The sequence below is a fragment of the Paenibacillus sp. EKM301P genome (assembly GCF_011800295.1).
GTDB lineage: Bacteria > Bacillota > Bacilli > Paenibacillales > Paenibacillaceae > Paenibacillus > Paenibacillus polymyxa.
In genome coordinates this window covers 16,277-36,452 of record NZ_JAALFM010000019.1, presented here as the reverse complement: position 1 = coordinate 36,452, position 20,176 = coordinate 16,277, and the positions used below count along the sequence as shown (strand labels likewise).

Genomic DNA, 20,176 nt, shown 5'->3' with positions numbered 1-20,176 from the left:
TCTCCTCCCTTGGTAAGCTTCACGCTAGTTGCCCTCCTTGCCACCTGTTCCAAAAAAGGTCATCCGTCAACGTAAGTACATGCGCAGCGGTTGCAAATCCAGTTCCTTCACAGCCGCCGTCACCATATTTGCAATCCGAACCGCGCCATTCTCATGAAAATGTGTATTATCCTCTAAACCGCCGGAAAAGTTCATATATTCCCCAGGCAGCAGCCACATAAAAAGCTCCTTGCTCTCTTCGGGGCCAAGCTCTTCATATAACTCCTGCGTGCGGGCAGACAGATCAATAAGCGGCACGTTCGCTTCTTCGGCCAGCTCGCGAACCGCCGTTATATAGTCGCCATGTGTGTCGGACAACGTACCGTCCACGTTAAAATAGCGACGATGTACAGGCGTAATCAGCACCGGGGTTCCGCCCTTGCTTCTCGCTCCGTCGACATACAGGCGCAGATGCTCCTTGTAGGTCGTAATAGGCTCCGTGGCCCGCTCCAGATCGGGCTTCTGATCATTATGGCCGAACTGGATGAACAGGAAGTCTCCTGTCTTCATTTCTTCCAAAATAGCGTCCAGCCGTCCCTCGTCCACGAAGCTCTTGGAGCTTCGCCCCGATACGGCGTGGTTATCCACGCAGACATCATGCTTGAACAGGGCCGGCAAAGCCTGTCCCCAGCCTGTGTACGGATAGCCGGACATCCCTTGATCCGTAACCGTGGAATCTCCGGCTAGGAATAGCCGGAGATTCTGTGGTGCTGGCACAATCTCCAGCGCATTGAGTCTCGGTGCGGTGCCAGATACGATGAGGCGCAGTTTACCATCCCGGATAGGCACCGTAAACATTGCCTCGGTGAACTGGCCTGGCAACGTGTGGACGGGAGGCAGCATATGCTTGCCCTCACCAGCCCGGAGCCGCGTGAGCGTTTCCGCCAGTGGATCGCCAAGCAATACGGTGACCAAAACTATTCCGTCCGGTACATCTGCAACAAACGAAGCGTTCAGTGGAATACAAAAGCTGCTTCGCAGCCGTGTATGTGCATCCTTGGCTGGATTCTGCCTTTGTCGGCCATACACATGCTCCGTAGTCTCGAAGCCATAGCCTTGCTCAGCCGTATACATGCAATCCGGGGATACGGCCTTGTAGCCCTCCGCAGGCTTCCCCGGACCAAAGTCAAACTTCCACATTTTACTCACCCCTCAGCCATCACCCTAAAGACCTCATCATTCATCGTATGCATATCCAGATGCAGCCCATTTCTATGCGCGAGCTTTATATCCTCAGACTATACATTTTTTAGGTCTTATCCCTTCAGACCACTCGTGCTCATTCCTTCGACGATTTGCTTTTGGAAAGCGAAGAATACAGCGATGACAGGCAGCAGACTTAGGATGGACATCGCGAACATTCCTCCCCAGTTGGAGGCTGACTCACTGTCGAGGAACATTTTGAGTGCAATCGATACGGTATATTTTTCTGGCGAGTTCAGATACAGTACCGGGCCTAACAAATCCTCCCACTTCCAGTAGAAAGAGAAGATTGCCGCCGTAGCCAGCGAGGATTTGAGCAAGGGTAAAATAATTCGAAAATACAACCGGAACTTGCCGCATCCGTCAATCGTCGCCGCTTCATCCAGCTCTGCTGGAATCGTCCGTATAAACTGCACCATCAGAAAGATGAAGAACGGCATCCCGAAAAAGGATGGCACCACCAACGGTAAGATCGTATTGATCCATCCAAGCTTGGTGAAAATAATATATTGCGGTACCAGCACTACATCCCCCGGCAGCATCAGCGTCACCATCATCAGAGCAAACCACAAGTTACGCCCTTTGAATTTCAAACGTGCGAAGCCAAATGCGATCAATGAGGAGGAAAGCACAGCGCCAATCGTGGAAATCACTACGATCGTGAGCGAATTCAGAATATATGTGCCAAAGTTATAACCAGTCGTGCCTTTCCAGCCTGTTACATAGTTTTGCCAAATCCATTCTGTAGGGAAAAGCGAGGAGGCCGTGACGAATATCGTCCGACTTTCTTTAAAAGAGCTGAACAGCATCCAGAACACGGGATACAGCATTAGGAGCGCCAGTGCAGCAACCAGAATGTGATAAATTGGCCATTTGAACGTTTTCCATGCCATTGGTATCAGCGCCCCTTTTCCGTTTCATAGAACACCCAGAACTTGGATGTCATAAATAAAATCGCTGTCAGTATCGCAATCATAATGAGCATGACCCAGGCCATAGCCGCCGCATATCCCATATTGCTGAACATAAACGCCTGTCGGAACAGATACAGTGAATGCAGCATCGTTCCATCCATTGGACCACCCTCACCCTTGGAGATAACATAGGCTGGGACGAAGGTCATAAACGCACTGATCGTCTGCATAATCAAGTTAAATAAAATAATCGGACTCAGCAGTGGCAGCGTAATACTGAAAAATTTTCGTACTGGCGTAGCGCCATCTACACTGGATGCCTCGTACATTTCAAGCGGAATGTTTTTCAGCCCTGCCAGAAAAATAAGCATGGATGAACCAAATTGCCATACAGACAAGGTGATCAGCATCATGAGCGAAGCATTCGGATCACCAAACCATTTCACTGGGGTTGCCCCCAAGGCCGAAAGCAAGCTGTTAACAATGCCCTCATTACTGAAAATATTGCGCCACATGATGGACACTGCAACGCTACCCCCGATAATAGAAGGCAGATAATACATCGTCCGATAGGTGCCTACCATGCGTGACTTGGTATTCAAAATCATCGCCACAAACAACGCGAAAATCAGTCGCAACGGTACACCGACCAATACATACGTAAATGTGACCCTGATCGAATTCCAATATTTCGGATCACCTGTGAACATTTTTTCGAAGTTACCCAGACCAATCCATTTGGGCGGGGTGAACAGATTGTAGCTCGTAAAGGACAGATACAGCGAAATAAACATTGGAATTAACGTAAATGCCAGAAAGCCCACAATAAACGGGCTGATGAACGCATATCCGGTCATATTGGCTTTCAAGCTCTGATGATTTCGCAAGCTCATCAAGCCTCCCCTCTGTTGCATTTAAAAAAATTTCTAATTCAAAGATATTATATAGTCGTTGTTATATGAACTATATTGTGATATCTACAGAGGTTGCTTCTGCAATGGGTTCGTCGGATCAACCGTGCGCAAGTCATGCTTTGCACTACGCACGGTTAACCTAACGAATCGGTCCTTCAACCCTGCATTATTACTCCTTGTTATTCGCAAGGATGGTATTCGCATCAGCCCGGAATTTGACCGCTGCGTCTTCAGGCGTCATCTGTCCGAAATTGACTTGCTCAATGTAATCGGTCAATGTAGCAATCACTTCCGGCGATCCAACCGGTGGCGGCGGGCTCATTGGAGAAGCTTTTGGCTCCATGGAAGCCACAAATTCAAACACCTGCTTCGTTGCCTCGCTCAACTCTGGCGCTACAGCTTCCTTGATTTTGGCAGAAATCGGTACGCCGCGTTCGCCTTTAATCAATTTATTCGCTTCAACATCGTTCATCCAGAAATCAATAAACTTTGCGGCCTCATCCTTCACCTGTGAACGGGAAGCCACCGCCCAGTACATGGTAGGCTGCATATACACGCCTTTTTCCATATTCGGTCCAAACATCGGAGCAAGCGCCATTGGGCGATTAACGACCTGTTGTAAGCCCACATACTGATTGGACCACTGCCAAATGCCGATACCTGTTCCTTTTACGATATCCGATTCCTCAAGAATTCCCTTCGTTTGGTTCATGACTTCAGGAGTCGGTGTCGCCCCCTTCTTAATCAGCTCAGCTAAACCACCGAAGAAATCAACAAACAGCTTATCGTCATCATACCCCAATCCTGTTCCTTCCGTATTGTAGAGAGATTTTCCATGTGTCCGCAAATAGTAGTGGAAGAAAATATCCGCAGCCATGGAGCTGTCAAAGTAAACTTTATTGGAGGCTGCCTTCAAAGCCAGCTCTTTGTATTGGTCCCATGTCCAGTCATCAGGAATTTTGTCTATGCCCGCTTTTTTGAGCAGTGCCGGATCGTACTGGAAGCCCAGCACATTGACACCTGTTGGAATACCATATTGCTTTCCGGCAATGATTCCGGTTTTGAGTACATTTTCGTTTACATCAGCGACTTGGATTTTCTGATTCAAGTAAGGCGCCATATCTTCCAGCTGGCCGTTCTTCGCATATTGGCTAATATACGAAATGTCCATCTGCACGATATCCGGCAGTTGGTTCGCTGCCGCCTGCGGTGCGAGCTTCTTCCAGTAGTCATCAAAAGAGGCATATTCCACATCAATCGTTACATTCGGATTTTTTTGCTTATACAAATCGATAACCTTCTGCGTATATTCGTGGCGCGTATCCGATCCCCACCAAGCGATCCGCAACTTTACTTTCCCGTCTGCACTTGCGCCCGAATTGCCTCCACCGTCTGCTCCACTACATGCCGTCGTCAACACGAGCAGCATCGCTATGACCAGAAACCATCCCTTTTTGCCCACCTATCTCTCCCCTTTTCGCTGTTCTAGAAAGGAGCCTTATTACGAGTAACAATGTACTTACGCTTGTTTGATAGCGTTTACATTTGCTCCTGTTGTTATTTTCCCAAAAGCAGAGAAACATTGGAATACACAAATCAGATTTCAAAGGTTTAAAAAACAGAGGGACTCAGCTGCTCATCCCCGTTCGTGTGATTTAATGTACTCGGAGGGTGTCATACCTGCCCATTTTTTGAACACCTGGCTAAAATATTGCGCGTTCCCGCCGAAGCCGAACCATTCCGCCAGCTCAAACACCTTTACGTCTCCCGTCTCCCGAATATGCTCAGCCGCGCGCTCGATCCGGTAACGGTTAACATAGTGTGAAAAGTTTTCCCCCGTCACTTTTTTGAAGATTTTCCCTAAGTAGTCGGAATTCATATAGAGCATTTGACCCGCCACTCCGTTCAGCGAAAGATCGGATTTTCTATAGTTTTGCTCAATAATAGTGATCATTTTATCCACCGTGGAAGATTGGCGATATACATTGCTTTTATAATAAATTGCGGTCATTCGTTCGGCGGCTTCCTGTACAAAAGATTTGAGGCATGCCAATGTTTTTTGCTCTGCCAGCACGACCATTCGACTCGTGAACGCCGCACGCTCTTCTTCAGGACATATACGAATCATGGCAGCATATAGCTGTAGCACATAAGAACGGGTTACGGAAATTTCCAGCTTCATACGGGACAGGATGCCGAACAGCCGATCCACTTCCTGTGCAACTTCCTCCCTATTTCCAGCCTTGATCAGCAGACCGAACTTCTCTTCGTCCAGTTCCAAATCTGCCATCTCCCGGGTGTCATCAGCCGCCAAATCTTCCTTCGTAATGAGGCTGCCCTCCCCGGTGTAAAAGCGGTGATTCATACAATGCAATGTCTCCCGGTACATCCCCCGCGAATGCTGCATGCTATCCGACTCGCTAACTGCGACGGTCACCTCTAGCTTATAAAAACGGTGGAACGTCGTACGTACCGCTTCAATCTGTTTCATAAACCCAGACGTGTCATCCGCACTTTCCAGCACAATCAGCAGCTGCCCTTGCATCGTCGTACTGAGCAAGACATGATCCATTAAATCCCCTGCTATATTTTGCAAAGCAAACAAATGCTCCGGCTCGTGGGACTCCTCTACCCGCAGCAGCAGCATTCGAACCTGCTTATCTTGCAACTCCAGACCGAACAAACGCTCATAAAAAGCGATATCACGGCTACCGTAAGTTTTATAGGAAATAAACTCCTTCAAAAAATGCTCCTTCACATGCGGCAGCATACGCTGAAAATCAAGCTTCATCCGGTTCACAAACTGCTTGCGTTCTTCCTGTTCCTCTCGCTCCTGTCCCAGCTCAGTCAGAGCCTCATGAATTTGCCGCTCATTGCAGGGCTTCAACAAGTAGTGCTTTACCCCGTATTGCATGGCCCGACAGGCATAGTCAAAATCTTTGTAGCCAGACAGCAGAATAAAACGAACGTCTGGAAAATGCTCCGTCGTTTTGGCAACGAGTCCGATACCGTCCAGTCCTGGCATGGAAATATCGCTGATCACAAAATCAGGCGGGCTCGCCTGGATCTGATCATATGCCTCAATCCCATTACGCGCCGTACCTACCAGTTGTGTTCCGGCCTTGCCCCAATCGACCACCTGTGATATGCCTTCCAAAATCATACGCTCATCATCAACCAGTAGCACCTTGTACACGACCCTGATCCCCTTTCACATATGGAATACAGACATGAATTGACGTACCTGTTCCTGACTCGCTGTGCAGTTCTATCCCCCAAGGTGTACCAAATGTCAGGTTAATCCGTTCCTGAATATTCGCAAGTCCAATGCCCCGCCCACGGGTTGTGATCTGACCGCTGCGTAGCTTTTCCAAGAAATCCGGGCTCATTCCAGGTCCGTCATCTTCAACCCGCAGGAACAGCGCTCCCTCGCTTTCTCTGGCCACAATCGTGATCCGACACGGTTCAATACGCGGCTCCAGCGCATAATGGATCGCATTCTCCACCAAGGGCTGAAGCGTTAGCTTCGGAATTTGTGCATCCATCAGCTCTTCCGGGACATCGAGGTGGAAATTGAGGCGCTCATCAAAACGTGTTTTTTGGATCGTTACGTAGCTCCTCACGATATCCAGCTCTTTTTGAAGCGGAATCAACTGCTCTTCAAAACTGACCGTGCTGCGTAGTAGAAAAGCAAGGGCTTCCACCATCTCTGAAATCCGGTCCTGCTTGTTGGCCTTGGCGAGCCAGTTCACAGATTCTAACGTATTGTATAGAAAATGTGGATTAATCTGTGCCTGAAGCGCCTTTAGCTCTGTTTCCCGCAGCAATAGCTGCTTGGCAACATTCTCATTAATAAGCTCGCGGATACGGCGGATCATCTTCTTATACGTCCGATGCAAGAGACCAACCTCATCCTGTGTGGAAAGGGGTACCGCCCCAAGCGCTTCCTCTTCCAGACGGTCGAGGTCGCCTTTTTCTATTTTACGCATGTTCTGGATCAACTGAACAATCGGTTGAGTAATGCTGCCCGACAGCCTCGCGCCCAGCGCCAATGCAATAAGCAGCATAATGACAAAAATAGCGCTTACAATTTCTTTGATTATCGTAATACTGCGGAACATATCATCAAAGGGAGTCATATGTAAATACGTCCAGCCCGTATATGAGGATTTGATCTGAGCAGCAAAAAAGGTTCCGCCTGTATAGGTCGCGATCCCGTAAGGTTGCTTCCGCTCAAGCTCTGCCTGAATATCGCTCTCACTCAAAAGCGGTGTTTCGGGATAAATCATCCGTCTTCCGTCTGTAATCATCAACTGTCCGTCACGGCCGGAGGTCTGCACACGATCCGCTACAATCCGGTCAATTCGTACCCGAATCGCAAGCGTGCCGAGCCCGTTCAGCGTAAAATTGGAATCGGTAAAGGATTTGAATTGCCGGGCTGCCAGCAATGAGGAATGACCTGCCGCATACCATGCATGGGAGCCGTCATATTCGTCTGCCAACTCCGACAGGGTGGATCGAAGCTCTTGGGGGATACCTTCGCGGTTGCCCGCACTCATGACCTGTCCCTCTTTGTCGATCACCATCATAGAATAGACATAGGTTTCAGAGCCGGCGAAGGCAATAAGCCTATTCGTTATTTTTTTGCGCAATACCGTTTTGACATAAGGTGATGTTTCCTTTTCCAATTGGAGCAAATAACGCTGAAGCTGCTCGTCCGTTATTACCTTAAACGTAACTTTTTCAACATCCTTCAGTTCATTTTCAATGCCAATCGAAGAAATATTGAGTACTTCAGATGTCTTTTTATACATTTGATTATCATAAATATGAAATACGTATTTAAGTATGACTGCAACAACCGCAAAGTTAACCAGCATGAGCACCGTAATCAGCAGTACCATCTTATGATGGATTCCAGCATTTTTGTAAGCGCTCTTAAAATAGGTGATCAGTACACGTCGCCTCCTTCGCACGTCCTGCCCGTCCAGCTCAAAATGGAGAAAACTCTATATATTATACAAAATACCCCATGCCTTGGTCATTCGGCAAGAGGTATTTGGGCTTGCTTAGCGTTAATCGGTTGCTTTCGATTTGTCCGCCTTGCTCATATATTCGTCATATCGGTCATCAAGTTCACGTGCCATACTCCGGTATTTACGCGTCTCCTCGACAATAGGGTCCATTTGAGTCTGAACCCGCACCTCATATTTGGGACTGAGTCGTTCCCGTTTTTTGGCCTCATTCTCACGAATTTCGCCTTCCGTCAGCAGTTCACTGAGCTGGCGTTCCAATTCTTCGGACTGGCTCATCGCGATTTCCTCCTTCAGAATGATGGTGTACGTAGTATTATAACCCGGTTGCGTCTGCTTCTTTCAGCACTTGAATAAGTTGAGAATGAATAGCTGTATTCGTAGCTACAATATGCCGTACACTCAGGTCATAAGGTTGGCCCAATGTGTCCGTAATGGTACCTCCTGATTCCTGTACCAGCAAAGCGCCCGCGGCCACATCCCAGGCATTCAAACCGATTTCGCAATAAGCAGACAAACGTCCCGACGCCACATAAGCCAGATGCAATGCTGCCGAGCCGAGCGCCCGAATGCCGCGTACCTGAGGTGTAAGAACCTGCGTAATTTTCATATTCAACGGTTGTGCATACGTACGATCCGGCGGGAAACCGATGCACACCAGGCTATCTCCCAGCGTCTCTTCTCTCGATGTTTGCATGCGATTGCCGTGGACATATGCGCCTTTTCCTTTTTCCGCTACAAACATTTCATCACGGGACGGATCATAAATTACCCCGACAATCACTTCACCACGATGAGCCAAGGCAATAGACACACTGTAGTACGGCAGACTGTGCACGAAATTGGTAGTGCCGTCTACCGGATCAATAATCCATAAATATTCCTCTTCACGGGCAGCTTCTAATGCTCGGGCTGAAGCTTCGGCTCCCGGCTCTACCCCTTCTTCACCCAAGATGGCATGATCGGGAAAATGGGTGAGAATGAGTCTACGAATCATCTGTTCTGCACCTTTATCTACCTCTGTCACTAGATCGGTCGGCGACTGCTTGGTATTCAATTGTTCAACTGTGCCCAGCCTGCTTTTAATCCATTCCCCGGCTTTGGATGCCGCATTAATAGCCACGGCCGTATAGCTTTTTCCTGATACGATATAGGGAACCTTTTCGTTTTCATGTTCGTTCAACGTGTTCACTCTACTTTCTATATCATTGTTACGTGGTTTACGAGCCTGCCCAACAGACATTCTCTTAACCATCTCTGTTTCAGTACAAGTTTGCTAGTTTACACATTCTAGTATACACAATAAGCTTCATAAAGTTTCTCCATATGGAAGCTTTATCCGCGAAATACTGCTTTCTAAGGCGTAATTTCTATGGAAGCCCCATCCAACACTTTGACCCCGTTATCTTCCTGAAGACGCAGTTCATTCATTAATCCGAACAACGCTTCATCCTTAAGTTTGGCTTCAAGCATGACATCAATCCGATCCGTATATCCAGCGATATTACGCAGAAAGGTCAGCAATGGCTCCACCAGAACACCGTCTGCATGACCACGAGGGTCTTTTTCACTTTTGGGACTGGACGCATGAATTTTGGGCGGCAATGGATGATCCGCAGAAGATCCGGCTTGGGCCAATTCCCCTTTCCAGGTATCCAATATATCCGGCCAAAGCTCCCACGGCTTCTCTCCCTCGTTATTGACCCATTGATGATGAATATCAAGAACCATTGGTAAGCCTGTTATTTTGCAAGCTTCCAGTGTTTCCACCGCATTGAACGTTTTATCATCATTTTCCAATGTTAACCGTTCTCTTAATGAAAGATCCAGCGCACTAACCTGCTCTACAAAACGCTGACCTGAGGTCACCTTATCTCCGTATGCACCACCAATATGAATGTTGTTCTTGGCTTCGGCACTAAGTCCCATAGCCTCCAGCATCGCCACGTGGTACTTCAGATCATGAATAGAGCTTTGCAACACTTCAGGACGGGGAGTGCTCAGCACTGTAAAATGATCGGGGTGAAACGATACCCTCATCTTATTCGCCTTGACATAGTCCCCCACCTCTGCAAAATCAGCAGCAAGCGCCTGAAATGGGTCCCAATCCCTCAGATCTTGATGGGTCGCAAGCGGAATCAGCTTGGATGAGAAACGATAGACCTGAATATCACTCGCACGATTATGACGCAGCAGCCTCAATGTATTATGGAGATTTTCGGCTGCAATCCGTTCTAACTTACGGATCGCGGCTTCTCGGTCTCCGATCTTGTTAAAGCTGGCCATGGTCATGGTTTTAGAAGGGGATGCATTTTGCACGGTGACCGACATGGCAACATAACCGAACCTTACGATCATAGATGTCCTTCCTTTCAGCAGTTCGCAGTAGATGGCAAGGCCGATTTCATTCTGTGACCTAAACCCCTTTTCTACTGATCATACCCGGAAAAGCACCTGCTGATTCGGTGTATTGCACAAAACTGTAAGAAACAAACAGCTAGGATTGCTGCTGTGCTCCAAAAAACATTTCATCCGCCAATGCGGTCTGAATTCTTGATTCCTCTTCATTCAGCTTACGGATGAGAGTCATTTCTACCTCGGTCACTTCGTCACCTTGGAAATTGATTTCGGCGATACAGCCCACAATCTGAACGATGGCTACTGCCACGTTATCCACGCTGTAAGCGATGACCTTCTGTCCTGTCGGAAAAACGCGCAGGCCGGATTTAACCATTTTGCCACGTCCATATTCCAGCAGTTCATAAAGTTCTTGTTCGCTCTTAAATTTGCACACCGAGTTAAATTCAGTTTGAAAGCCCATGTGTAGCCGCCACCTTTCATACTTAAGAGTTTGGTAAAATGCTCAAGTCTATCAATGTATATGAACAAAAAGGAGAGTGATCAGCTCCCCTTCGTTTTTCGTTTATGAGTTCTCATAGTGCAGTGCCGACCTGCGCTCATAACGCTCCAGCGCAAGAGCAATCATGCGATCCAGCAGACTTACATAGGATACGCCGGTTTCTCTCCACAATAATGGATACATGCTGAACGGTGTAAAGCCAGGCATTGTATTCACTTCATTAATAAGGATATGTCCATCTGAGCGTCTGACGAAGAAATCGGCACGGGAAATCCCGCAACCTTCCAGAGCACGGAAAGCTTGCAATGCGGCTTCACGGATACGATCTGCCACTTCCTCGTCCAGTGGTGCCGGAATGAGCATTTCCGATTGACCATCGGTATATTTGGCAGCATAGTCGTAGTAATCACTCGACGACACAATTTCACCCGGTACCGAGGCAATCGGCTCGTCATTGCCAAGTACGCTGACTTCAATCTCACGGGCATCGACGTACTCCTCCACAATCACCTTCAGGTCAAATTGCAGAGCCAGATCAACAGCCTTTTCCAGTTCTTCTCGGTTACTCGCTTTGGAAATACCAACACTCGATCCCAGATTGGCTGGTTTGACAAAGCAAGGATAACCCAACTCAGTCTCTATGTTACGCACCAAGTCATGACCGGTTTGTGCCCACTGTGTACTATTAAAATAGCAGTATTTCACTTGCGGCAATCCTGCATGCTCAAACAGCTTCTTCATGACGCCTTTATCCATACCTGCTGCCGAAGCCAGCACGCCTGCCCCGACATAGGGCATATCAGCCATTTCGAACAGACCCTGAATCGTTCCGTCCTCGCCAAAGGTGCCGTGCAGCAGCGGAAACAGTACATCCAGCGTCTGCTCTCCATACAACTTGCCGAACAACGTATCTAATGCCGCCTTGGTGCCACCCTCAGCGTGCTCCAGCTTCAATTGGTCTACAGTAGTCAGAGGCGCACTTAACAGCGTCCCTCTACGCCAATCGCCAGCCTTCGTAATATAAAAAGGAATAATCTCGTATTTCTCATAGTTAAAAGCGTTCATTACCGCATACGCCGTTTGCAGCGATACCTCATGTTCGCCCGATTTACCACCGTACACCAGCCCTACGGTCAATTTTTGATTTGCCATGCCTATCCTCCGCTTTCCTGCTTTCGTCATTGTGCCTGATTTGCTTCACTGTACCTGTTATCCATCATCTCATTTAAAAATAGTCGGCGATGTGATAAAAGCGATATACCGTATTGTCCGTCCACGCATACGAATTTTTATAGTCCCAATAACGATGTCTGGAGCTTACCGTATGTGCATTGACTAGCGGCATGCCGCCAGCATCAAAGGCCGTTACCACCGTGCTGTGCTGGAAGGTTCCGTCACCATCCCAATCATAAAAAATGACGTCCCCCAGCATGAGCTGCTCCGGTCGACTCACCTGCTCTGCGGTCAACCCCCAGGAGCTGGAGCCCAAATACCGCTCCAGACTGTTGGAAACCGCCCAGCTATAGCTCCACAGCTCACGTCCGGCGACCCGTCCTTTATACCACCAGCCCGATTCTCTTTTACCAGTATAGTGGATCGGTGCACCACCTGCAAAGAGGCACTGCGAGATATAATTGGTGCAATCCACATCAAACGCCTCAAACTCCGGGTTAAAGTTATCCCACCACTGATCTGCATAGGCCGCTGCTTCTTCACGACGATATCGACTGGGGCGTGCTGATGAGCCGAAGCCCAGCACACCACGATTCAGCAGCGGCAGACTTCCTCCCTGATTAAACGACGCTTGTTCAAAAGGAACCTCTCCTCCCGCCGGCTTTCTTTCTGCCGGATCGCGCTCGATCCTCGTCACCTGCCAGGCTTCGCCCTCGCGTGTAAACGTTAGACGCTCCCGTTCAATCCGATCCTCCCGGTGCGTCATCCCGCCCTTCTCATAAAAGAGCCTCACATGCAGTTGTACATCGACCACTGCCTCATCCGGGTTATCCTGCACTATTCGTAGCGGCTTGGCGCGTGTCTCGCTGCGCAGGGGAACAGCGTCCCGTTCGTTGTACCACTGCTCCAATCTGGCCGCACGTGCCGCCCGCTCCATTCGCTGGCCCACCTCCAGGTACTCATCCGGCTGTGGTACACCATTTACCTCACTGCGATTGTACTGATTCACATAAGCAAAAAGGGCCTGTTTCCATTCCCGCTCCCCCATCCCTATCCCTCCATTTTTCGTCTCGCTATCCTTATTCGGGGATAACCACGCTGATATATAACTTCCTTCTTTCCTCTCTGGTCGGATATGCTCTCTATCTATAAGTATGAATCTCTAAAGCTTGGTATGAACATCGAAACGCGGGGGAACGGAACGTTTTATTTTCCAGTCTGAACACGCATAATTTAGGTCAAAAAAACTTTACGGAACCGTCTGAAAACGGTATACTTAATCCAAAAGCAATCATTTTGAAATCATGTTTCATCTAATGAAACGAATTACATTCATCTCAACCTCTTAACTTACGATGCACCACTGAAGATGAAATTGAGAACGCAACCAATTAAAACCAAATGTGCAAGACGTCGAACAAAGACATCCCTATTTTCCCGCAAGCATCCACTTCAAGGAGGTAATACTTATGTCAGGAAAAGATCAATTCTCCATTGCCCGTAGTTTGGAAGTTAACGGGAAGCCTTATCGCTACTACAGTCTTAAGGCACTGGAGGAACAAGGAAAAAGCGGTGTTGCCAAGCTGCCTTTCTCCATTAAAGTGTTGCTGGAAGCAGCGGTTCGCCAGTTTGACGGACGCGCCATTACAGAAGAACACGTGCAGCAGCTGACAGGCTGGGCTGAGGATCGTGACACCAACAAGGAAATTCCGTTCATTCCTGCACGTATCGTGCTTCAGGATTTTACTGGCGTCCCGGTGGTTGTCGATTTGGCAGCTATGCGTGATACGGTGAAAAAAGCGGGCGGCGATCCGAAACAAATCAACCCGCTCGTTCCCGTTGATCTCGTAATCGACCACTCGGTCATGGTTGATGCCTTCGGTACCAGTGACGCGCTGGACTACAATATTAATGTAGAGTTTGAACGTAACGAAGAACGGTATCGTTTTTTGCGCTGGGCGCAAACGGCATTCAATAACTTCCGTGCGGTGCCGCCATCCACCGGTATCGTTCATCAGGTTAATCTAGAGTATCTCGCTTCCGTGGCTGCCACCAAAACCATCGACGGCGAAACTGTTGTCTTCCCGGATTCCCTTGTGGGAACGGACTCCCATACGACGATGATTAACGGACTCGGTGTCGTAGGCTGGGGTGTCGGCGGGATCGAGGCAGAGGCGGGTATGCTGGGGCAGCCGCTGTATTTTGTCACTCCTGATGTGATCGGCTTCAAGCTGACAGGTAGCCTGTCGGAAGGAGCTACCGCTACCGACCTGGCGCTGACAGTCACGCAAATGCTGCGTAAAAAAGGCGTGGTCGGCAAATTCGTAGAATTTTACGGCCCAGGTCTGGCCAACATTAGCTTGGCTGACCGTGCGACCGTGGCCAACATGGCACCGGAATACGGCGCAACGATCGGCTTTTTCCCGGTTGATGCCGAAACGCTGGCTTACCTGCGCAGCACTGGACGTTCCGATGAGCAAGTCAGCCTTGTAGAGGAATATTACAAAGCTCAAGGCATGTTCCGCACATCCGATACCCCAGACCCTGTGTTCAGCGATACGCTTGAGCTGGACCTGGCTTCAGTTGTACCGAGTCTCGCCGGACCCAAACGTCCGCAGGACCGTGTTGAGCTAAGCCGCATGAAAGAAACTTTCGAAGGCATTATCCGTACCCCGGTAGACAAAGGCGGCTATGGACTGAGCGATGAAAAGATCGCACAGAAGGTTCCACTGACCCATCCGGACGGCTCCACCAGCGAGCTGGGTACTGGCTCAGTCGTGATTGCAGCGATTACAAGCTGCACGAACACCTCCAACCCAAGCGTTATGCTAGGCGCGGGCTTGCTCGCCAAAAAGGCAGTACAGCGCGGGCTCAAAAAGCCAGGCTATGTTAAAACAAGCTTGACACCAGGCTCGCTTGTCGTAACGGAATACCTGCAAAAAGCCGGGCTGATCGAACCGCTTGAAGCCCTCGGCTTCCATGTGGCAGGCTATGGCTGCGCGACCTGTATCGGTAACTCCGGACCCCTTCCTGACGAAGTGAGTCAGGCCATTACAGACAATGATCTGACCGTTGGCGCAGTTATTTCCGGTAACCGGAACTTTGAAGGACGTGTGCATGCGCAAGTCAAAGCCAACTATCTCGGCTCACCGCCACTGGTAGTCGCTTATGCTCTCGCCGGCACGGTAAATATTGATTTGGTGAACGAACCACTCGGTTACGATCAGGACAATCAGCCTGTCTACCTGAAAGATATCTGGCCTACTTCCGAAGAAATCAAGGAAGCGATTAGCCTGTCTCTGAGCCCGGATATGTTCCGTCGCAAATACGAAAATGTATTTACGGCCAACGAAAAATGGAATTCCATTCCGGTTCCTGAAGGCGAATTGTATGAATGGGATGAAAACTCAACTTATATTCAAAATCCGCCATTCTTTGAAGGGCTTCAGGATGGTGTGCAGGATATCAAGGAAATCCGGAATGCCCGTGTACTTGCCTTGCTGAATGATTCAGTCACGACGGACCACATTTCACCAGCAGGCAACATCGCCCCTTCCAGCCCGGCAGGACTGTACTTGAAGGAGCATGGCGTGGAACGCAAGGACTTCAACTCCTACGGCTCCCGTCGCGGTAATCATGAAGTCATGATGCGCGGTACATTCGCCAACATCCGTATCCGTAACAATGTAGCTCCAGGCACCGAAGGCGGTGTGACCAAGTACTTGCCTACAGATGAGGAAATGTCCATCTATGATGCATCCATGAAATATCAGGCAGCCGATCAGAACCTGATCGTCATCGCCGGCAAGGAATACGGCACAGGCAGCTCTCGTGACTGGGCAGCCAAAGGTACGCTGTTGTTAGGTGTTAAAGCCGTCATTGCAGAAAGCTTCGAGCGGATTCACCGCAGTAACCTGGTCGGTATGGGTGTATTGCCGCTGCAATTCCAGGAAGGCTATGGCTGGTCCAGCTTGGGCCTGAACGGTCGCGAAACCTTCGACATTCTCGGCATTGACAATGACGTGAAACCAGGTCAAGAACTTACGGTTGTAGCCAAACGCGAGGATGGCACCAAGTTCGAATTCCCGGTCACTGCCCGTCTGGACAGCACCGTTGACATCGACTACTACCACAACGGTGGTATTTTGCAAACCGTACTGCGTCAAATGATTCAAGCGTAATGATATAGCATTATATATACAACACCCCTGATTGCAGATTCATCTGCGATTCAGGGGTGTTTTTTATCTGTATGAGGCCCTATGTAAGGCAAAAAACAGGACAAAAAAAGCCGATCCTCTCAGGACCGGCTTGCCACTGTATTCTCTTATATCCTTGCCTTCGCATTGCTAAACTACTTCGAAATATCCAAAAAGCCCTCTCCGAATACATCCCGTACGTCATGAATGGTGATAAATGCTGCTGTATCGATAGCTTTTACAATCTTTTTAAGCGCCGACACCTCTTGTTTGCTAATGACGATATATAGGACCTCTTTTGGATTTTTGGTGTAATATCCGTGGCCTGACAGGACGGTAACTCCACGGTCCATCTGCGTAATGACCATCTCAGCAATTTTGTCTTGATGCTCCGAAATAATCATGACCGCTTTTTTCGGATTCAATCCTTCAATCATGAAATCCATAACTTTCGTACCGACGTACAAAATAACGATAGTTAGCATTAATTTTTCCGGGCCAATAATAAAGTAGGAAGAGAAGGCGACAATCAGATCAAAAAACAACAAGGCATAGCTGATATTCCAATCCAGATACTTGTTGGCAATCCGGGCTAAAATGACTGTTCCTGCCGTTGTACCACCGACCCGTACAATTAAGCCAATGCCGACCCCTACCAAAACTCCGGCAAATACGGCATTAATCGTCGGCTCATGCGAATCAATCCGCCAGTTGACTGTTAAATGTAAAAACAGCGAGTTAAAAGCGACCGCAATTATAGTATACAGAGTCGTTCTCTTGTCCAAAAATTTATATCCGACAATCAGCAGCAAGCCATTAATGACCAGATTGACGATCGAGGGAGACCACTGAAACAGGTAGTACAAGATGATCGTGACCCCTGTAACGCCCCCCTCGCCAAATTCATTCGGGATCACATACAGATTAACAGCCAGCGCGAAAAAAAACGCACCTAGAATAATAAATACGATATCTGCAATACTTTTTTTCATATATGCTCTAATCCTCTCTCTAACATTTCAACGGATGAATTGCCAGATGGATTGGCTGACTCTTCTTGCCAAAATACGCTGACAACCAGTTCATGGTATCCACTACCCAACATAAAGTCAATACAACTTTGACACTTTAATTCGCCACCAGACTGCCTTAGTCCAACCTTAGAATTCCGCAAAATTCCGCTAATACAAGGTTATTCGACAAAAAAACACAATCCCGACTACTAAACTGAGAAAACGGGCCTCTAGCCCTTGTTTAGGCCCTAGGCACATTTTCCCCTAAAATGACCATCCTCCTAATACACATTTTGGACACATACGACCATCTTCCTGTTTTATGTCAAAAGCGTTTTACTTTGGATAAATGCGGGTATAATGATTGAAACATTACCAAGCAACCTACACGGCATTACGACATCAAGTACATATACATAGTCCTATACAGACGTCCTAAGCAACTCAATCTGAATTTGACAAAATGGAATTGGAGGAATGACCACATGAATACAATGAACTTAACTGTCCACACCCTGATGCCTTTTCACCACCAATACCAACGTGCCAACGCGGTGAGTATGCAGAAGAAAGAAGACAGCTCGGAGAAGAAGCTCAGCTTTCAGGACATTTTGAATGAAAAAATGGGTAAAAAATAAAGCTCCGTTAATCCGGTAGCATGATCCCGCTTTACATAAGCTGAAAAGCCGTAGTTTTCTACATCGACTGTAGAGAACCACGGCTTTTTGTTACTCACGCGTTTCTAAACCTAAACTCATACGTTTATGGAAATAAACCTCTGACGAGCTTAACTGTACTTTTCGTTGAGGCTTCCCAGTTGATTGACTTTTGTATCGCTACCGATTTTTACTGCCCAGCTTCCCGATACTGCTCTGCCTTCTCTCGCATCCCGGCGGCAACGGCTTCCTCAGTATTCAGTCCCTTATCGGCCGCATAGGCACGAATGTCCTGCGTGATACGCATACTGCAAAACTTGGGACCGCACATCGAGCAAAAGTGGGCTTCCTTGGCCCCCTCTGCTGGTAGCGTTTCATCATGGTAGGACAATGCCCGCTCAGGGTCAAGCGAGAGATTGAACTGATCGCGCCAGCGGAATTCAAAACGCGCCTTGGACAAAGCATCGTCCCGCTGCTGTGCCCGCGGATGACCCTTCGCCAGATCGGCAGCATGCGCGGCAATTTTGTAGGTAATAACTCCTTCGCGGACATCATCTTTGTTCGGCAGACCCAAGTGCTCCTTCGGCGTAACGTAGCACAGCATGGACGTCCCGAACCAACCGATCATGGCTGCCCCGATAGCTGAGGTAATATGATCATATCCTGGTGCGATATCCGTCGTCAGCGGCCCTAAAGTATAAAAGGGGGCTTCCTTACAAATCTCCATTTGTAAATCCACATTCTCCTTGATTTTGTGCATAGGGACATGTCCTGGCCCTTCAATCATGACCTGGACATCATGCTTCCATGCAATTTGCGTGAGCTCGCCCAACGTCTCCAGCTCTGCAAATTGTGCTTCATCATTCGCATCATAGATACTCCCTGGACGCAGACCATCCCCGAGAGAAAAGGCCACATCGTAGGCTTTCATAATTTCACAGATTTCTTCAAAATGCGTATACAAAAAATTCTCCTGATGGTGTGCAAGGCACCAGGCTGCCATGATCGACCCGCCCCGGGATACAATTCCCGTCATTCTATTCGCCGTCATCGGTATATATCGCAGCAATACACCCGCATGGATTGTAAAATAGTCCACTCCCTGCTCCGCCTGCTCAATCAGCGTGTCTCGATACAGCTCCCACGTCAGCTTCTCAGCTTCGCCGTTCACCTTTTCCAGTGCCTGATATAGCGGCACCGTTCCAATCGGTACGGGAGAATTCCTGATGATCCATTCGCGCGTTGTATGAATATTCCGGCCTGTAGACAGGTCCATGACGGTGTCTGAGCCCCAGCGCACAGCCCAGGTCATCTTCTCCACTTCTTCCTCGATGGAGGACGTAACTGCGGAATTCCCAATGTTCGCATTGATCTTTACGTGAAAATGGCGTCCAATGACCATGGGCTCGCTTTCCGGGTGATTGATATTTGAAGGTAAAATAGCTCGTCCAGCCGCCAGCTCCTGTCGTACAAACTCGGGCTCTACACCTTCGCGGATCGCCGCAAATTCCATTTCAGGCGTAATGATCCCTTGCCGCGCATAGTGCATTTGCGTCACAGTACGCCCTTGCGAAGCCCGTAGCGGACGGTTGGTCACGCCGGGAAATTCCACTGTCTCCCGTTTGGAGCCGGGTTTCAGTCCATTATCCTCCGGCTTGACGGCGCGGCCCTCATAAGCCTCCACATCCCCCCGTTCCAGTGCCCAAGCTCGCCGTAATGGTGGCAATCCCTGACGGATATCGACCTGGTAGGCTTCGTCCGTCATCGGACCGCTGGTATCATACACACGCAGTGGCTCATGATGCTCGGTGCCCTGCGGCGTATGTGTGGGTTGTAGCGCGATTTCACGCTCAGGCACAGCAATATCCGGCCGAGAACCTTGAATATACACCTTACGGCTCCCCGGAAAGGGCTTTAGCCCACTGGCTTGCTCCGCTTTGGCCTTCTCTCCCTCTACTTCTATTATTCCCGCCAATCCTGCATCTGCTGATTTCATTCCTGTTTCTTTTGTTCCTTTTGTTTCTGTCGGTTTCATGATCCATTCCTCCCGTATCGTTGAAATGACACACCGATCCGGAACCATTCCCAGGGTGGCGCTGATCTATGCAAAAAAGCCGGTTCCCTAGGGAACCGGCTAATCAAACGAGACAGCTATCCAAACCGATCGCACGT

At 48.8% G+C, this 20,176-nt stretch carries 16 protein-coding genes; 2 read left to right on the top strand and 14 right to left on the bottom strand.

Annotated features, from left to right (window positions below; translation table 11 throughout):
• Window positions 1–66 precede the first annotated feature (66 nt).
• From HFD99_RS23695 to HFD99_RS23640, 12 genes are all read right to left on the bottom strand, one after another.
• Window positions 67–1,179 (bottom strand): rhamnogalacturonan acetylesterase, encoded by a 1,113-nt coding sequence (locus tag HFD99_RS23695; protein WP_025364027.1) that lies wholly within the window; start codon window positions 1,177–1,179, stop codon window positions 67–69.
• Between the two features lie 116 nt (window positions 1,180–1,295).
• Window positions 1,296–2,135: a carbohydrate ABC transporter permease gene (locus HFD99_RS23690; RefSeq protein WP_013369435.1), complete on the bottom strand. Its 840-nt coding sequence runs from the start codon at window positions 2,133–2,135 to the stop codon at window positions 1,296–1,298.
• A gap of 5 nt (window positions 2,136–2,140) precedes the next feature.
• A complete protein-coding gene (locus tag HFD99_RS23685) occupies window positions 2,141–3,049 on the bottom strand; it encodes a carbohydrate ABC transporter permease (protein ID WP_016819319.1) in 909 nt (302 codons plus the stop codon).
• A gap of 190 nt (window positions 3,050–3,239) precedes the next feature.
• Window positions 3,240–4,532 (bottom strand): ABC transporter substrate-binding protein, encoded by a 1,293-nt coding sequence (locus HFD99_RS23680; RefSeq protein ID WP_025364026.1) that lies wholly within the window; start codon window positions 4,530–4,532, stop codon window positions 3,240–3,242.
• Window positions 4,533–4,706: 174 nt separating this feature from the next.
• Window positions 4,707–6,266, bottom strand: coding sequence for a response regulator transcription factor (locus HFD99_RS23675; protein WP_016819321.1), 1,560 nt, complete (start codon window positions 6,264–6,266; stop codon window positions 4,707–4,709).
• Window positions 6,244–7,974: a sensor histidine kinase gene (locus HFD99_RS23670; protein WP_225164893.1), complete on the bottom strand. Its 1,731-nt coding sequence runs from the start codon at window positions 7,972–7,974 to the stop codon at window positions 6,244–6,246. Before HFD99_RS23670 ends, HFD99_RS23675 begins: the two co-directional genes overlap by 23 nt.
• 171 nt (window positions 7,975–8,145) lie before the next feature.
• Window positions 8,146–8,382, bottom strand: coding sequence for a hypothetical protein (locus HFD99_RS23665; RefSeq protein ID WP_039268816.1), 237 nt, complete (start codon window positions 8,380–8,382; stop codon window positions 8,146–8,148).
• A 37-nt stretch (window positions 8,383–8,419) separates the two neighbouring features.
• A complete protein-coding gene (locus HFD99_RS23660) occupies window positions 8,420–9,286 on the bottom strand; it encodes an inositol monophosphatase family protein (protein WP_025364024.1) in 867 nt (288 codons plus the stop codon).
• Window positions 9,287–9,459: 173 nt separating this feature from the next.
• Window positions 9,460–10,461, bottom strand: a complete 1,002-nt coding sequence (uvsE, locus tag HFD99_RS23655) for a UV DNA damage repair endonuclease UvsE (protein ID WP_025364023.1) — start codon at window positions 10,459–10,461, stop codon at window positions 9,460–9,462.
• Window positions 10,462–10,600: 139 nt separating this feature from the next.
• On the bottom strand, window positions 10,601–10,924 hold the full coding sequence (locus HFD99_RS23650; RefSeq protein WP_016819326.1) for a hypothetical protein: 324 nt from the start codon (window positions 10,922–10,924) through the stop codon (window positions 10,601–10,603).
• Between the two features lie 102 nt (window positions 10,925–11,026).
• A complete protein-coding gene (locus tag HFD99_RS23645; protein ID WP_019686144.1) occupies window positions 11,027–12,115 on the bottom strand; it encodes a D-alanine--D-alanine ligase in 1,089 nt (362 codons plus the stop codon).
• Window positions 12,116–12,188: 73 nt separating this feature from the next.
• A complete protein-coding gene (locus HFD99_RS23640) occupies window positions 12,189–13,184 on the bottom strand; it encodes an amidase domain-containing protein (protein WP_123796789.1) in 996 nt (331 codons plus the stop codon).
• Between the two features lie 421 nt (window positions 13,185–13,605).
• Between HFD99_RS23640 and acnA the strand changes: the two genes are divergently transcribed.
• On the top strand, window positions 13,606–16,317 hold the full coding sequence (gene acnA / locus HFD99_RS23635) for an aconitate hydratase AcnA (RefSeq protein ID WP_016819329.1): 2,712 nt from the start codon (window positions 13,606–13,608) through the stop codon (window positions 16,315–16,317).
• Window positions 16,318–16,490: 173 nt separating this feature from the next.
• Here the strand turns inward: acnA and HFD99_RS23630 are convergent, their stop codons facing one another.
• Window positions 16,491–17,327, bottom strand: coding sequence for a YitT family protein (locus tag HFD99_RS23630; RefSeq protein ID WP_013369422.1), 837 nt, complete (start codon window positions 17,325–17,327; stop codon window positions 16,491–16,493).
• Between the two features lie 506 nt (window positions 17,328–17,833).
• Here HFD99_RS23630 and HFD99_RS23625 point away from each other — a divergent pair.
• Complete coding sequence (locus tag HFD99_RS23625) at window positions 17,834–17,986, top strand: hypothetical protein (RefSeq protein WP_010348453.1); 153 nt, start codon at window positions 17,834–17,836, stop codon at window positions 17,984–17,986.
• A 208-nt stretch (window positions 17,987–18,194) separates the two neighbouring features.
• Here the strand turns inward: HFD99_RS23625 and thiC are convergent, their stop codons facing one another.
• The gene (thiC, locus tag HFD99_RS23620) at window positions 18,195–20,039 is read right to left on the bottom strand and encodes a phosphomethylpyrimidine synthase ThiC (protein ID WP_025364021.1); all 1,845 of its coding nucleotides are present in this window, start codon (window positions 20,037–20,039) and stop codon (window positions 18,195–18,197) included.
• Window positions 20,040–20,176: the final 137 nt, after the last annotated feature.

Coding starts and splice junctions, on each gene's coding strand:
- HFD99_RS23695 (WP_025364027.1), bottom strand. CDS start 1,179: ATGTGGAAGTTTGACTTTGGTCCGGGGAAGCCTGCGGAGGGCTACAAG.
- HFD99_RS23690 (WP_013369435.1), bottom strand. CDS start 2,135: ATGGCATGGAAAACGTTCAAATGGCCAATTTATCACATTCTGGTTGCT.
- HFD99_RS23685 (WP_016819319.1), bottom strand. CDS start 3,049: ATGAGCTTGCGAAATCATCAGAGCTTGAAAGCCAATATGACCGGATAT.
- HFD99_RS23670 (WP_225164893.1), bottom strand. CDS start 7,974: ATGGTACTGCTGATTACGGTGCTCATGCTGGTTAACTTTGCGGTTGTT.
- HFD99_RS23665 (WP_039268816.1), bottom strand. CDS start 8,382: ATGAGCCAGTCCGAAGAATTGGAACGCCAGCTCAGTGAACTGCTGACG.
- uvsE (WP_025364023.1), bottom strand. CDS start 10,461: ATGATCGTAAGGTTCGGTTATGTTGCCATGTCGGTCACCGTGCAAAAT.
- HFD99_RS23650 (WP_016819326.1), bottom strand. CDS start 10,924: ATGGGCTTTCAAACTGAATTTAACTCGGTGTGCAAATTTAAGAGCGAA.
- HFD99_RS23645 (WP_019686144.1), bottom strand. CDS start 12,115: ATGGCAAATCAAAAATTGACCGTAGGGCTGGTGTACGGTGGTAAATCG.
- HFD99_RS23640 (WP_123796789.1), bottom strand. CDS start 13,184: ATGGGGGAGCGGGAATGGAAACAGGCCCTTTTTGCTTATGTGAATCAG.
- acnA (WP_016819329.1), top strand. CDS start 13,606: ATGTCAGGAAAAGATCAATTCTCCATTGCCCGTAGTTTGGAAGTTAAC.
- HFD99_RS23630 (WP_013369422.1), bottom strand. CDS start 17,327: ATGAAAAAAAGTATTGCAGATATCGTATTTATTATTCTAGGTGCGTTT.
- HFD99_RS23625 (WP_010348453.1), top strand. CDS start 17,834: ATGAATACAATGAACTTAACTGTCCACACCCTGATGCCTTTTCACCAC.
- thiC (WP_025364021.1), bottom strand. CDS start 20,039: ATGAAACCGACAGAAACAAAAGGAACAAAAGAAACAGGAATGAAATCA.